The sequence below is a fragment of the Paenibacillus sp. WC2504 genome (genome assembly GCF_052682475.1).
Genome location: NZ_JBQZFH010000001.1, coordinates 3,896,296 through 3,911,121 on the forward strand (window position 1 = coordinate 3,896,296; position 14,826 = coordinate 3,911,121).

Sequence of the window (14,826 nt, forward strand, 5' to 3'; positions counted from 1 at the left end):
CATATAACGAATTGGAGGAGATCGTCCGTGTCACAAACAAATCAATCGAATAAATTGCCTGACATCATCATTGTACAGGATCATCAAACATCGCTAGGTTCAGAGCCATCCGTCCAATGGGCGAGGCAAACCTTGATCGACACGTTGGAAAGTCGCGGAGTGGTTGTCGCATTTGAACAGAAGAAGGCCGAGCAATCCGCCAAGGTGCAAATTATTATTTCCGGTAACGATTCCCCGACTGCCATCGCAGTAAGCAGTGAGCTTGGCGTTGCTTTGCCGGAGGAAGCGGAATCGCTTGCGATTCTTGCCGCAAAAGGGAAAATCGTACTCACCGCACCAGATGGACGCGGGCTTGTGTACGCTCTTCTTGAACTGACGGATCGAATTCAGCATGCTACCGGTGACATAACTGGGGAATTGCTGGATGTTAAAACACTTATCGACAAGCCGGCCAACGAGATTCGGAGCGTAACTCGTTTATTCGCTTGCGAACCGGAAGATAAGCCATGGTTTTACGATAAGTCGTTCTGGGATGGCTATTTGACGGAACTGGCGACACAGCGGTTTAACCGCTTCACCCTGTCTTTAGGAATGGGGTATGATTACGGCCACGATCTGAATGTACACGACAACTATTTTTGCTTTGCATACCCGTTTTTGTTTGATGTGCCTGGCTACGAGGTGAAAGTGCTTGAACTGTCGGAAGAGGAGAGAAGGCTAAACTTTGAAACGCTCCATTACATCGGCCAGGAAACCAAACGGCGGGGGATGCATTTTCAGCTTGGACTTTGGAATCATTCCTACATGTTTACGGAAAGTCCGAATATGGACTATACGATTGCCGGTCTCGATAAAAAAAATCATGCTCCTTATTGTCGTGATGCGATCAGCCAGCTGCTGAACGAGTTTACTGAGATCGACGGATTGACTTTCCGCGTACATTATGAAGGCGGTATTCCAGAGCCCGCTTACGAATTTTGGCGCGTTGCGCTGGCAGGAACGAAGGACATAGGCCGCAGGGTCGAAATCGATATGCATGCGAAGGGCATTAATGACGAGTTGATTGAGATTGCGCTTGACACCCGTCAGCCGATATTTATCTCGCCCAAATATTGGGCGGAGCATATGGGCCCAAGCTATCATCAGGCGGCAATCCGGGATAACGAATTTTCTCTGCCGAAGAACCAGACGATGGATATGCAGGCGATTACCGCATGGTCGCGCCGTTTTACACGGTACGGGTATGCCGATTATTTGCAGGATGATCGCAAAATAGGCATTTTGTTCCGGCTGTGGCCAGGAACTCAGAAGCTTTTAATGTGGGGGGACCCCGCGCTAGCTGCTGGCTACGGACGGCATGCTCATTTTAGTGGAACGCAAGGTATCGAGCTGTGCGAGCCGCTGACGTTCAAGGGACGTAAAGGCTCGGGCTCGGAGGGCGGAAGGGAGCCATATCATGCCGAAGAGCTGAAGCTGCCGAACCGGGATTGGCAGAAGTATAAATATACGTACCGGTTGTGGGGACGGCTGCTCTATAACCCGGAAGCAACTCCTGACATATGGCGCAGATATTTGCGCTACGAATTCGGCGAGGCGGCAGACAGCTATGAATCGGCGCTTGCGTTCGCGAGCCGCATCCTGCCTCTGGTTACCGCAGCCTATTGTCCGTCCGCTGCGAACTTCGTTTATTGGCCAGAAATGCATACCAACCAGCCGATTGCCGATCCGGACCTGCCGTCGCCGTTTGGCTTCGATACGCCAAAACCGGGAACGTTCGGTGCAGCTAGTCCGCTGGATACTGCCTTATTTTATCGAATCGACGATTTTGCCGACGATATTATTCAAGGTTTCCGTCATGGGAAGTATTCTCCGCTTGAAACAGCGGATCGACTGGAGTCCATGGCGACAACGGCCGCTCAATATTTGTCCAAAGCTGTAGAGCTGGCCGTAGATTCACAAGCTCCGAATTTTCAGCGGTTTGTTACGGATACCCGCATGCTGATCCATATCGGCCAGTTCTTCGCGAACAAATTCCGGGCAGCGTTAAGCTACGCTTTGTCCGAGCGAACAGGGGACACGGCTCAACTGGAACGGGCGTTGGATTTTTATAAACTGGCCAGAGAGCATTGGGTCAAGGTCATTGCCATTTCGCAGGATAAATATAAGGCGGATATAGCATTTGGCAATTCTGGAGCGGTTAGAGGACACTGGGCGGACCGGCTGTCTGCTATCGAAGCGGATATTCAGGCTATGGAACGCCAACTGCAGACAGCTCGGACAGATGCCAGTCGGACGGTAGATACCGGAAAGCTGCTGGCTGCCATGAAAGTGCTGACCGCTTCTCCTGTTGACCGCAGGCAGCTATTCGTACATGAGGCGCCGTCTCATTTTACCAAAGGCGACAAGCTTGGTGTACAGCTCGACCTGCCGGGTGCTTCCGATGGCCTGAAAGTGGTGCTGCATTATCGGCATGCCAACCAAAGCGAGCATTATGTTGTCACAGAAATGAGTCGGGACGGTGCGAGCTTTGTTGCCGAAATTCCGGCAGCTTACACCAAGTCGCCTTTCGGCATTCTCTACTTCTTTGAGGTTGTTGAAAGCGACAGCGGAGCCCGGCTATATCCCGGCTTGAACGAGGACATCTCGAATCAGCCGTATTATTTCGTCCAAAGCCGTTAATTCATATCTCCAAGCTTCGCAGCAGGAAGGTGCTGCGAAGCTTTTCATCACAATCCATGCACTACTTTAACGCATAATGGGAGGGATTCAGGTGAGTTCAAAGCAAACGACGGGAAAAAACGGCATTATTGACTGCGATGTTCATGTGTACCCTAAATCTCGGGAAGAGCTGAATAAGTATTTACCACAACCATGGAGGGACTGGTATCGTCCGTTGACGCGAGCCTACGGCAACATTCAGGGAAACCGTGTGGATGCCAAGCCGCCAAACGGTGGAGGGGCGGGAACCGATCCCGACTTTTTACGGGAGCAGTTGATCGACGAGTACGGAATCGATTACGCGATTTTGCTGCCCCGCGCGATGTTGAACAACCTGCCGGACCCCGATATGGCTTCCGCAGTAGCCGCTGCCTATAACGATTGGCTTGCCGATACATGGCTGGATAAATATAATCATGACGGCGTGTTCAAAGGCTCGCTGTATATCGCTACCCAGGACCCTATCGGAGCGGCTAAAGAGATTGAGCGATGGGCTGGCCATCCTCATTTCGTACAGGTGATGACTGATTCCGGGGCAAGGGCGCCCTTTGGTCAGAAGCAGTATCATCCGATCTATGAAGCCTGTGAAAAATATGGCTTTCCGTTGGCAATTCATCCCGGTACGGATGGAATGGGCATTAACCATCAGCCAACGCCGGGCCATCCTACCCGCTACATTGAATTTCATACGTGCTTGTCGCTTGCCTTCCAGGCGCATCTGGTCAGTTTCTTGACCGAAGGGGTTTTCGTGAAGTTTCCTAAATTCAAAATCGCGCTTGTCGAAGGAGGCGTATCCTGGCTTGCCCCATTAATGTGGCGGCTGGATGCGGAATACAAGGGACTCCGCTATGAAGTGCCTTGGCTTGAAAAGCGGCCGAGCGAATTTTTACAAGACCACGTGCGCATTACGAGTCAACCAATCGAGCGACCGGATGACGACAAATATTTGTTAACGATGTTGGAAGCGATGGATGCCGAACATATTCTAATGTTTGCCAGCGACTACCCGCATTGGGACTTCGACTCGCCGAGAAGAGCGTTTCCGAAGCTTCCGGCCGAGCTTCATCAGCGAATCTTTTATGAGAACGCGAAGGAGTTTTACAACCTTTAAACAGGAGGCTGCCGATCATGGAGCGATTCGTAGTATGTAAAGCGACCGAATTGATGCCGGGAGAACGAAAAATCGTTCAAGTTGGCGGAAGGTCGATTGGCGTATTTAACGCAAACGGGGAGTATTACGCCTTGCGCAACAGCTGTCCGCATCAGGGAGCACCTTTGTGTGTGGGCAGATTGACGGGGACGACGCTGCCGTCGATGCCTGGCAGCCACCGATATGGCAGGGAAGGCGAAATATTGGCCTGTCCTTGGCATGGGTGGGAGTTTGATGTCACCACGGGGAAATCACTATTTAATCCTCATCAATGTTTGGTCAAAAAATATGATGTGGCTGTAGAGCCGCTGGAGGAAAGTCTCGAAACCTTCCCGGTGTCTGTTGAAGAGGAGCATGTTGTTCTGTATGCCTAAAAAGGAGGAGGAACATGAGATTCAACCTCACCAGGAGGCGAATATTCAGCAGCCGGGCAGCATTGCTTCATCGCATGATGATGCTGACCTTGGCTGCCTCTATCCTGCCGACTATACTTGTAGGCATCAGCAGTTATCTCTTCTCCACTTCGACTCTGCAGAACGAAGTCAACCGCGCCCATGTTCAACTGCTGGAGAATACTTCGGCCACGATTGACCGGGATTTACAAAACATGCAAGATAGCACCTTGCAGATGTTATTTCATCCTCTATTTGCAAATGAAGCTTTACAGCGGGGCGTTAAGGGCAATGAATTTGAACTTAACTTGCAGGTTTCGCAGTTTTTTTCAACTTTTCAGTATAATCATAAGCAAATTCTTGATATATCCATGTACATTAAAGACAACTATCTGCTTTCTTCCTCTTACGGTTTATTTAAGGTTGCCCCGGTGTACGACCACAACAGGCTAAACGATGCGATGGTTTCTCCGAAGGAGCTAGAGTGGACCAACACCGTTTTTCGCATCCGGGAGAACGATGAAGCTAGTGGCGTTACCTTTATATGCAAACTGCCTCTTCAAGCGCCTAATCCAATCGGGCTAATGCTGGTCCGTATTGATCAGAAGTTGTTTCAGGATTCTCTTCAACGCTCGACCGTGTATCCGGGTCAGATGACAGTGATTGTCGACCAAGAAGGAAAAACCGTTGCCGCTTCTTCCACTTTTACGCTTCCTAGCGAACTGCTCCAAACGATTCGTCATAGAAATATATCCGATCATAAGCTCAATTATAATTGGAACAACCGTGATTATCTGGTTACGACGTTAACATCTCCCTATACCGGTTGGCAGTATATCGATCTGATCCCGACTCAAGAATTAAATGCCAAATCGGCGGGAATCGGTGTCATCACAGCCATAGTCTTGGCTGTCGTACTTCTATTGGCGTTTGTTCTCACGCTTCTCGGAACGCAATGGATTTACCGTCCCATTGCCAATCTTATGAATTACCTGAACCGGGAGGCATCCGGTGGCAATAATGAGGGAGAAGACGAAATGGGTTATATGAAACAAAGCTGGCAGGCTTTAAAGCATGAAACGAGGCAGTTGCAGCACCAACTATCTATTCAACTGCCTATGCTGCGGGAATCGTTTGTCTTACAGATGCTGCACGGGCACTATTTGCATTACACGCAAAGCGAGTTGGAACAGTTGTTCGTGCGGTACGGGATTCCCCACCAAACCCGATTTGCGGTTTTTATTATGGCTTATGACAGAAGCGGTCCTGATATTGCGAAATTTTATGAGCAAGATCGTGATCTAGTTATTTTTGCTATGAAAAATATCATTATGGATATGGTGCAAACGAATGTACGGTCGTTTCTTGGGGTTACTGTCAATTGTTTAAACGATCAGATGGCTGTACTGCTCTGGCATCATGCGGAAGCGGATCATCAAACCGTGTATGAAACATTAGAGGTATGGGAGAATTCTGTGAGGGCATTTGTTGAGGAGCTCCGAAATATACTAGCCAATTATTTACGGCTGCCGGTAACGGCAGGGCTCGGCGGAGGAACGAGCGAGATCGGCAATCTTCCGTTTGCGTATCGGCAAGCGCTTTCGGCTCTTACTTCACGTCTTGTCGTTGGTGGAGAGCAAGTGATTGCTCCGGATAACGACTTCCTCAAGTCGAATGAAGGTTACCGTTACCCCATTGAGCTGGAGCGGCATTATGAGGAGTCTTTGAAGCAGGGAGATCTTCAGGAAGCGGAACGGATGCTTTATGAGTTTTCGAAATATGTCATCGGTGCGACCCATGTTGCCAAGGTGATTCAAATGTCGTACACGCAGCTCCTGGGTACGACGATACGCACCATGTATTTGCTCGGCATCGAACCCAACACTTTATTTAAAGGGGAAGAACCCTACGACTACTTACGTAAATTTCAAAACATGGATGATTTAAACCGATGGTTTCTCCAGCATTTGATAACACCAATTGTGCAGTTCGTACGAAATAAAACGATTGTAGAGCACGGGCAAATTATCGACAAAGTGACCGCTTTTATCCACGATCATTACCATCAAGATATTTCCCAGGATCAGTGCGCGCGTAATTTCGGCGTCAGCCGAACCCATCTCAGCAAGCTGTTCAAAAAATTCAAACAGGTTGCCTTTAGCGATTATTTAACACAGATCCGGATTGAGAAGGCCAAAGAGCTGCTTTGTGAAACCGATATTCCCGTCGCTGACATTTCTGAGAAGGTAGGTTATCTCCATACGCAGAACTTTATCCGTGTTTTTAAAAAGATGGAAGGGATCACTCCCGGACAATTCCGTGAGGAACGCGGGTAGCCAAGCTGCCGTGTTGAACGACCCTCTATGCAGCTGGAGATCAGATAAACTCCCGCTGCATAGGGGGTTTTTGCTTAAGTAGAGCGAGTACTCGTTTTGTGACGCGGGGTCGGGCTGTCACAGAATGAGCATGCACAAATGGCTTATTGAGAATTACTGGAACCATCCCTAGAATACAGTTTGCCGGCATGGAAATTCAGTAAGCATGGAGCAATGGATGGCTAGGTGACAATCAAAATTGTATAGAAAGGATGAGCGTATTGCCAGATCAACCTAGAAGCGCGGTATCCGCCGAAGATTTAAAGAGGCCACTGCAGACGAAACAGGCAAGTAACCGCTTTCTAAACTGGCTGAAAAGTTGGAAGCCGACATGGAAGCAAGAAAAGTATCTGTATGTTCTCGCGCTGCCGGGACTGTTGTATTTCCTTATTTTCAAGTACATCCCGTTATGGGGGCTGTCACTTGCCTTTACCGAGTACTCTCCTTACCTAGGTTTGTTCAAAAGCGAGTGGGTCGGATTCAAGCATTTCCAAAGTTTTTTTGCCAATCCCGATTTTTGGCTGCTATTCCGCAATACTTTAGCGATCAGCTTCCTAAATATCATCTTATTTTTTCCAATGCCTATCATTATTGCTTTGCTCCTGAACGAGCTGAAAAACGCGACCTTTAAAAAATGGGTGCAAACCTCTATTTATTTGCCTCATTTTTTATCTTGGGTCGTTATCGTGGGGATCTGTTTTCTGACCTTAAGCGGCAGTGGAATTATCAATAAGCTGGTCGTCGAATCGGGAGGGCAGGCCATCAATTTTTTAACGAATCCCGAAACCTTTTGGGGCATGTTGACTGCCCAGACGATTTGGAAAGAAACCGGTTGGGGAACCATTATATTTTTGGCGGCTTTAGCCAGCATTAATCCCGAGCTATATGAAGCGGCAAAGATTGACGGTGCGAACCGATGGAAGCAAATGCTGCATGTGACGATTCCGGGCATAAAAGGAACCGTGATTATCTTATTAATTCTCCGTTTGGGCCAGGTGCTGGATATCGGATTCGAGCATATTTACTTGATGTCCAGCTCGGCCGTGACAGAGGTTGCCGATGTCTTCGATACTTACGCGTACCGGGTAGGGATTCAAAACGGCCGATTCAGCTTTGCGACCGCTGTCGGCATTTTCAAATCGGTGGTTGGCTTGATTCTTGTTCTATTGGCAGATCGAGCGGCTAAGAAGCTGGGAGAGGAGGGCGTGTACTGATGAAACTGCGTTGGGGCTCGCGTGTGTTTGATTTTTTTAATTATGCGATTCTTGGACTGATTGGGTTATCGACCTTGCTGCCGTTTCTTTATGTTATTCTCGTTTCGTTTACCGATCCTGTCGAGTATCAGACCAGTCCCATTGTCATCTTTCCCAAACATTGGAGCTTGGCTTCGTATGAGTTCATTCTGTCAACACGGACCTTTTTGAACTCACTTAGCGTAAGCGCAATTCTGGCAATTGTCGGTACGGCCTGCAGTCTCATATTGACAAGCGGACTTGCGTATACCCTATCTCGCAAAAAGTTCAGACTGAAGCGGGTGTTCATGATTGGTATTTTGTTCACCATGTTGTTCAATCCGGGGATGATTCCGAACTATTTGCTGGTCAAGGAGTTGGGGCTGGTCAATACCATATGGTCGCTTATTCTTCCGGTGCTGAGCAGCGCCTGGTATGTCATTCTGATGAAAAGCTTTTACCAGGAAATTCCTGAGGAGCTGGAAGAGTCAGCCAAAATGGACGGATGTACGGACATCGGCGTATTTTTCCGGATTATGCTGCCTGTTTCTGTAACGGCGCTTGTCGCTTTCGGCTTATTTTTCGCCGTGGCTTATTGGAATACTTATTTCAATGCGGTGCTGTACATTAACAAAGATACGCTTCGCCCAATGCAGGTCGTATTGCAAGTGCTGCTCATTCAAGCATCAACACAGGTAGGCGATCCGTCTGTTGCGCAAATGCTGCAGAGCGATCAGATGCTGCCACCGGAGACGATCAAAATGTCGGCAGTTGTTGTGGCTTCCTTACCGATTATTATCGTTTATCCGTTCTTGCAAAAATATTTTGCCAAAGGCATGATGGTCGGTTCTGTGAAGGGTTAAGTTCAATTTTAAGGAGGTCATACAGATGAATAGATGGTTAAAAAGAATGTACCTTGGAGCCGCATCGGCGGTTGTTCTGCTTGCTGGCTGTAGCTCTCCGCAAGGAGCGAACAATTCGTCGGGCGGTGCTGCGGGCAATCAGGAACCTACGGAGATCAATATACTGACCACAACCTACAACTCGGCTCCCGGTAATGATCTGGACAGTTTGAAGCAAATCAACGAGAAATTTAATGTCAAAATCAATGTGACCTACGTTCCGGCCAATAATTATCAGGACAAATTGAACGTCATGCTGGCCTCGGGTGATCTACCCGATGTGAGCCTGGTTTGGGACATCAATACGCAGGCATTTGCCAACGCGGCAAACCAAGGAGCATTCTGGGACTTAACGCCGTATATCAAGGATTATCCTAATTTGGCAGCATATCCGGAGCAAATTTATAAAAATGTCTCCTTTAAAGGGAAAACCATGGGGATTCCGCGTGTTCGCCCCATTGACGGGCATCAGTCGCTGCTCATCCGCCAGGATTGGCTAGATAAACTAGGATTGAAAGCGCCAACGACGATGGATGAGTTTTATCAGGTTATGGAAGCCTTTACAAAGAATGATCCTGATGGTAACGGCAAAAACGATACGTACGGATTTGTCGGTCAAGGCACACCAACGTTATCTAATTATTTCTTATCGATGTTTGGCGCGGGTCTGCAGCATTATGTGGATGAAAACGGCCAGGTGCAGCCTAGCTTCTTCAATCCCAAAATCAAGGATGCGATGGCCTTTTGGAACAAAGTGAACAAAGCGGGCATTATGGTGCCGGATCTTCCTTTGCTGCAAACGAGCCAAACCCGCGATTTTATGACTCAAGGCAAAGTCGGTATGGGTTTTAGTAACGTGTATGACGGCCATTTGTATTCCGATGACTTAAAGAAGGTCAATCCGAACGCGATTATCAAGCCTTATTTGTTCCCAGCAGCGCCAGACGGTAAGGTTTATATGGAAGCGGCACCGGGTTCGTTCGGTATTTTCATGATCAATAAAAAGGTTAGCGAACAAAAAATGAAAAAAATTCTCGAAGTTTACAACTATACGGCCACGAGAGAAACGTACAATTTGGTTGCTTACGGTATTAAAGGCGTCGATTACAACGAGAACGAAGCAGGGGACATCACCCAGACAGACGAGGGTAAAAAGAAGGGCTATGCTTTCGATACTTCGGCGCAATGGGTATCGAGCTACTATGATAAATACGTAAAAGCGGATTTGCCGGGAATGACGCCGGAAACGAAGGCCTACAACCACAAATTGGTTGACACTATTTCAACCGTGTCCGTCCCGAACCCGGCGCTTGGGCTTGTCACTCCGACGGCCTTGGAGAAAAGTGCGGATTGGAATAAAAAAATCAACGATATGATAACAAATGTCATAATAGGCAAAAACAGCTTTGAAGATTTTGATAAATTTGTCCAAAATTTTAAAGACGACCCCTCGTATCAGAAGCACTTAAAGGAGCTCAATGACTTGTACAAGGAAAAAACTGCGAAAAAATAAGAGAAATCTCTTCGGTTTATTCATTCTAAATTTTAAGGAGGCTTATCAATATGGGTACAAGATTACAGGGCAAGGTAGCTGTTATCACAGGCTCGTCATCTGGCATCGGAAGAGCGAGCGCGGAGGTGTTCGCTGAAGAAGGAGCACATGTCATTGTCAATGACGATGGCGGACGTGAAGGTTTAGGGCAGAAGGTTGTCGATGGCATCAATGCGAACGGTGGTTCGGCCGTTTATGTTCAGGCGGACGTATTCAAAGGTGAAGAACTAAAGCGGCTGATTAATTTTGCATATGAGAAATTCGGCAAATTAGATATTTTGATGAACAACGCCTACAGAGGGCACACCAATTCCATATTAGAGCAAGAGGAAGCGGATTGGGACAGGGTATTCGCCTCTTCGGTAAAAGCTGTATTTCTGGGCAGCAAATACGCGCTACCCGGTATGATAAATGCAGGAGGCGGTTCCATCATTAATACCGCTTCGGTCCACGGGCTGCTAGGGGGAAGAAGGCACTCCTCCTATGACGCTGCAAAGGCAGCGATCATTAATCTGACGCGCCAGATGGCGGTCGATTACGGGAAGTACGGCATTCGGGTCAATTCAATTTGTCCGGGTCGGATTGTGACGGAAGGGAAGATCGATTTCCTGGAAAAATATCCGGAGGAGGTTCGCCGGCAACAAGCAGTCTACCTGCTGGGGCGGCCGGGAACGATGCGCGAAGCCGGTCTGGCCGCACTGTTCCTGGCATCGGACGATTCCTCCTTCGTCACTGGCCATGCTCTAGTCGTAGATGGCGGCTTGACCGCTCAGCTGGCGGATAGTGTTTCTGAGCCGCTTGAGGAAGGTCTTGGCCTTGCCGGCTCCAAATAAATAAGCATAAATAGGGAGAATATTTATGAATAAGCACGCAGCGATTTTTGCTTATATCGGCACGCAAACTGACGGCAGCAGCAGTGAAGGGATATATGTCTATAGCATGAATCCGTCTACTGGTGAACTGGAATATTTGAGTTCGGCTGCGGCTGGAATAAATCCTACTTACTTGGCGATCCATCCATCGAAACGGTATCTTTATGCAGCCAATACAATTGAAGGCGAGGGTCTGATCAGCTCCTTCTCCATTGATCCCCTCAAGGGACGGCTGACGTTTATGAACAGTCAGCCCTCTGGGGGTTCTAAGCCCGTTCACTTGCTTGTAGACGGGACGGGCAAATTCGTGCTTGCCGGTAATTTCGGCGACGGCAGCGTGTGTGTTCTGCCGATCCAAGCGGACGGCAGTCTTGGAGCGATGACGGATTTCATCCGTCATTCCGGCTCCAGCGTCCATCCGACGCGGCAGCAGGGACCTCGCGTTCATTCGGTCACGCTTGATCCAGCCGGCCGATATGCAGTTGCCGCTGAATACGGAGCCGACCAGCTGCGGGTTTATCGGCTGGATGCGGAACGCGGGAAGCTGCTTCCATCAGCCGTCCCGTCGATGACTGTAGCAGCGGGTTCGGGGCCTCGTCATGCTGTCTTTCATCCCAATGAACGTTGGGTTTATGTAATCAATGAGCTAGGCAATACGCTGATGAACTATGATTATGACTCGGACCAAGGCATCCTTCATCTTAAGGAAACGCATGCCACGCTGCCGGAAGGGTATGCCGGACCGAGCTTCTGCGCCGATGTTCATGTCCATCCGGACGGAACCTTTGTCTACGGCTCGAACCGCGGGCATAACAGCATTGTCATTTATACGGTTGAGCCTAATACGGGTAAGCTCCAGCTTGTAGGCCATGAGCCGACTCTAGGCAGAGCGCCTCGAAGTTTCATCATCGACCCGACGGGTCGCTACTTGTATGCGGCGCACCAGGATACGGACAACATCGTCGCTTTTAGGCTGAACCGTCAGACCGGTACGCTGCGTCCTACCGGATACAGCATCAAGGTGCCGATGCCGGTATGTATCAAGATGATTTCGCTGCTTTAATTAGGTATGAAACTGCCGTTGATCCAAGAAGATTGAGAGGACCTATGCATGGACTCATTAGTAAAAATAGCTATAATCGGATGCGGAAGCTTGATGTATCATTTTGTATACGATTGCCTGAAGAGGATTCCATTCAACTTAATCGCTGCCTCTCATGAAAATGAAGGGGAGCTGACCCGGTTTACGAACCGGTACCGGGTTCCGAAAGCATATACGGATTACCGGGAAATGCTGGAGCAGGAGCTGCTGGATGCCGTTATTTGCTTCACGGACGATGAATACGCTCATTTCCGTATTGCTGAGGAATGCCTGCAAGCTAATGTTCATGTGTTTATGGAAAGGCCGGCTTGTTTTTCGATCGAGCAGGCGGAACGGCTCCTTGAGCTGCAGCGGCGTACGGGGAAATATGTGGTGTCACGCTATAACAAACGGTTTACTACTGCATATATGATGGCGAAGGAAATCATCCAAAGGGAGGAATTTGGCAGGATTACGATGTTTCTGTCCAAATTCCAAGGCTCGGACAGCGCGTCGCATGAGCTGTTCCTGTTCAATCATGTGAGCCATCATCTTGATTTGGCTAGATTTCTGCTGGGCGAGATAAGATCGCTGCATGTCGATCAAATCAAGCTCGACGCGCACAAAATCGGATTCAATATTTCATTTGTCGCGGAGTCCGGTGCTATTGGTGTCATCCAATCGGGATCCCTGCAAAAGATTGAATATCCGATGGAGCGGGTGGAAATCACCGGAGTCGGTACGAACGTCATTGTAGACAATATCCGGCATGTTGCGTACAACCGTCCTGCCCCCAAGCGGGATGGCTTCCAATTTGCCAAGTTGGCGGATGGCGGAGACACACTGATGTGGAATCTGAATCACGGCAACTTAAGTAATTATTCCTATTACGGTTTTGAGCAACAGCTGTATGAATTTATAGACAGTCTCCAGAAGCAGACGGTTCCAGAGCCTAACATGGAGGATACCATTCTTACGGTAAAACTATTGGTGCATACTCAATCTTTATCGCAAAACAAATGATTGAAGGAATGAGAACCCGCTCCGGCGGGTTTTTCGCTTTGAGACCGAGGAATGGCACTCTAAATATTTTGACGGCGTAACACTTCCGCTTTGCCTACAATATGATGAGTTTAGAAAGATAAAGAGGTGATCTAATGGCAGTCGTAAAAGCCAGGAAACAGGATATTGATATGTTGGCAAGGTTGCTGCGAGCGGAAGCTGAGACTGAAGGCGAAATGGGCATGCTCCTTGTTGGAAATGTTGGCATTAACCGAATTAGAGCGAATTGCTCCGATTTTAAAGGAATCCGGACCATTCCCCAAATGATTAACCAGCCACATGCGTTCGAAGCGTTGCAACATGGTTTGTACTATCAAAACGCGCGAGAGAGAGAACGCCGTCTGGCGCAACGGTCCGTGAATGGGGAGCGTAATTGGCCAGGCAAATTCTCCTTATGGTATTTCCGACCAGGTTCGTTCGAAAATCCCGGGCCCTGTCCGTCAACTTGGTATAATCAACCGTTGGCAGGACGATGGAAGAAGCACTGTTTTTATGAACCAACAGCCAAAGAATGTGAAAATGTCTATAATACGTTTTAATTTAGACAAGGCCATCCTGCAAGGATGGTCTTTTTGTTTGCCGTTACAAAGTGAGAATTTTGTTAATCTTAAAAAAGATTTAACTGTTTCATGTCGAATGTATACTCTATGAATGGACAAGCTCTTTATGATTAGGAGGTCTGAAATGAAGGTTAAACGAATCGTCGCCAATATAAATACGCAGGATATCACGGCAGCTAAATGCTTTTACCAGGATGTACTTGGTCTTGACGTAATGATGGATCATGGTTGGATTAAAACATATGGTTTAGACGAAGAGATGAGCATTCAAATTAGCTTTGCTTCACAGGGTGGCTCAGAAACGCCTACGCCTGATCTATCGATTGAAGTCGATGATTTCGATGCTGCTTTGGAAGGCATGAAGAGAGCTGGATTTCCGATAGAATACGGGCCTATTGATGAACCTTGGGGCGTTCGACGATTCTATGTTCGCGACCCGTTTGGTAAGCTTATTAACATTCTTGCTCATGAAGATTGATGCAATATGGTAGAATTTTTAAGGGACACTGGTAGAGAAGGTGGTTAAAAAACTTGATTGCCGAAGCCATTATTATACAAAACAACGTTGTGCTAATGGTAAAACAATACGTTGAACGGGGGGATATTGTTTGGAATTTTCCTGGAGGTGGCATTAAAGAAGGGGAAAGTCCTGAACAGGCGTGCATTAGAGAAGTTAGAGAAGAGACGGGATTTGATATTCAACTGAAAGGTTTGTTGAAGGAAAGAAACAAAAAGTATAGTTTCATCGGTGAGGTAGTTGGAGGAGATTTATTTCTCGATACCGACAATCAAGATAACCTAGATATAATTGAAATTGCATGGATTCCCCTAACAGAGCTTGAGAAATTTGATTTTATTACTTTGCCCATGCTTGAGTTAGCAATAAAGCGAGTTCCATATGGCATTTCTTAAAATATTTTATGGGTATGT

13 protein-coding genes are annotated in these 14,826 nt (G+C 47.9%); all 13 read left to right on the forward strand.

Annotated features, from left to right (window positions below):
• Nucleotides 1-27: 27 nt before the first annotated feature.
• The 13 genes from ACUN27_RS17390 to ACUN27_RS17450 all read left to right on the forward strand — a co-directional run bounded on the left by ACUN27_RS17390 (nt 28) and on the right by ACUN27_RS17450 (nt 14,808).
• Complete coding sequence (locus tag ACUN27_RS17390) at nt 28-2,679, forward strand: hypothetical protein (RefSeq protein WP_326059734.1); 2,652 nt, start codon at nt 28-30, stop codon at nt 2,677-2,679.
• 91 nt (nt 2,680-2,770) lie between these two features.
• Nucleotides 2,771-3,829 carry an amidohydrolase family protein gene (locus ACUN27_RS17395; protein WP_326059732.1) on the forward strand — a complete coding sequence of 353 codons (1,059 nt, stop codon included), beginning with the start codon at nt 2,771-2,773 and terminating at the stop codon, nt 3,827-3,829.
• Between the two features lie 17 nt (nt 3,830-3,846).
• A complete protein-coding gene (locus ACUN27_RS17400; RefSeq protein ID WP_315950617.1) occupies nt 3,847-4,242 on the forward strand; it encodes a Rieske (2Fe-2S) protein in 396 nt (131 codons plus the stop codon).
• A gap of 14 nt (nt 4,243-4,256) precedes the next feature.
• Entirely contained in the window at nt 4,257-6,596 is a 2,340-nt protein-coding gene (locus ACUN27_RS17405) for a helix-turn-helix domain-containing protein (protein WP_445559288.1), read from the forward strand.
• Between the two features lie 350 nt (nt 6,597-6,946).
• On the forward strand, nt 6,947-7,849 hold the full coding sequence (locus ACUN27_RS17410) for an ABC transporter permease (protein WP_326060303.1): 903 nt from the start codon (nt 6,947-6,949) through the stop codon (nt 7,847-7,849).
• The gene (locus tag ACUN27_RS17415; protein ID WP_315950615.1) at nt 7,849-8,730 is read left to right on the forward strand and encodes a carbohydrate ABC transporter permease; all 882 of its coding nucleotides are present in this window, start codon (nt 7,849-7,851) and stop codon (nt 8,728-8,730) included. The genes ACUN27_RS17410 and ACUN27_RS17415 overlap by 1 nt, the downstream gene beginning before the upstream one ends.
• Nucleotides 8,731-8,755: 25 nt before the next feature.
• On the forward strand, nt 8,756-10,282 hold the full coding sequence (locus ACUN27_RS17420) for an extracellular solute-binding protein (protein ID WP_315950614.1): 1,527 nt from the start codon (nt 8,756-8,758) through the stop codon (nt 10,280-10,282).
• 50 nt (nt 10,283-10,332) lie between these two features.
• The gene (locus ACUN27_RS17425; protein ID WP_326059728.1) at nt 10,333-11,154 is read left to right on the forward strand and encodes an SDR family NAD(P)-dependent oxidoreductase; all 822 of its coding nucleotides are present in this window, start codon (nt 10,333-10,335) and stop codon (nt 11,152-11,154) included.
• 25 nt (nt 11,155-11,179) lie between these two features.
• Nucleotides 11,180-12,256, forward strand: a complete 1,077-nt coding sequence (locus ACUN27_RS17430) for a lactonase family protein (RefSeq protein WP_326059727.1) — start codon at nt 11,180-11,182, stop codon at nt 12,254-12,256.
• 48 nt (nt 12,257-12,304) lie between these two features.
• Nucleotides 12,305-13,297: a Gfo/Idh/MocA family protein gene (locus tag ACUN27_RS17435; protein WP_326059726.1), complete on the forward strand. Its 993-nt coding sequence runs from the start codon at nt 12,305-12,307 to the stop codon at nt 13,295-13,297.
• A 134-nt stretch (nt 13,298-13,431) separates the two neighbouring features.
• Nucleotides 13,432-13,875, forward strand: a complete 444-nt coding sequence (locus ACUN27_RS17440) for a cell wall hydrolase (protein ID WP_315950610.1) — start codon at nt 13,432-13,434, stop codon at nt 13,873-13,875.
• Between the two features lie 145 nt (nt 13,876-14,020).
• The gene (locus tag ACUN27_RS17445) at nt 14,021-14,374 is read left to right on the forward strand and encodes a VOC family protein (RefSeq protein WP_326059724.1); all 354 of its coding nucleotides are present in this window, start codon (nt 14,021-14,023) and stop codon (nt 14,372-14,374) included.
• Nucleotides 14,375-14,427: 53 nt separating this feature from the next.
• Nucleotides 14,428-14,808: an NUDIX hydrolase gene (locus ACUN27_RS17450; RefSeq protein WP_326059723.1), complete on the forward strand. Its 381-nt coding sequence runs from the start codon at nt 14,428-14,430 to the stop codon at nt 14,806-14,808.
• Nucleotides 14,809-14,826 lie beyond the last annotated feature (18 nt).

Bases quoted from the DNA above. Each gene is read 5' to 3' on its own strand.
- ACUN27_RS17430 (WP_326059727.1), top strand. From the start codon at position 11,180: ATGAATAAGCACGCAGCGATTTTTGCTTATATCGGCACGCAAACTGAC.
- ACUN27_RS17445 (WP_326059724.1), top strand. From the start codon at position 14,021: ATGAAGGTTAAACGAATCGTCGCCAATATAAATACGCAGGATATCACG.
- ACUN27_RS17400 (WP_315950617.1), top strand. From the start codon at position 3,847: ATGGAGCGATTCGTAGTATGTAAAGCGACCGAATTGATGCCGGGAGAA.
- ACUN27_RS17420 (WP_315950614.1), top strand. From the start codon at position 8,756: ATGAATAGATGGTTAAAAAGAATGTACCTTGGAGCCGCATCGGCGGTT.
- ACUN27_RS17425 (WP_326059728.1), top strand. From the start codon at position 10,333: ATGGGTACAAGATTACAGGGCAAGGTAGCTGTTATCACAGGCTCGTCA.
- ACUN27_RS17440 (WP_315950610.1), top strand. From the start codon at position 13,432: ATGGCAGTCGTAAAAGCCAGGAAACAGGATATTGATATGTTGGCAAGG.
- ACUN27_RS17435 (WP_326059726.1), top strand. From the start codon at position 12,305: ATGGACTCATTAGTAAAAATAGCTATAATCGGATGCGGAAGCTTGATG.
- ACUN27_RS17405 (WP_445559288.1), top strand. From the start codon at position 4,257: ATGAGATTCAACCTCACCAGGAGGCGAATATTCAGCAGCCGGGCAGCA.
- ACUN27_RS17415 (WP_315950615.1), top strand. From the start codon at position 7,849: ATGAAACTGCGTTGGGGCTCGCGTGTGTTTGATTTTTTTAATTATGCG.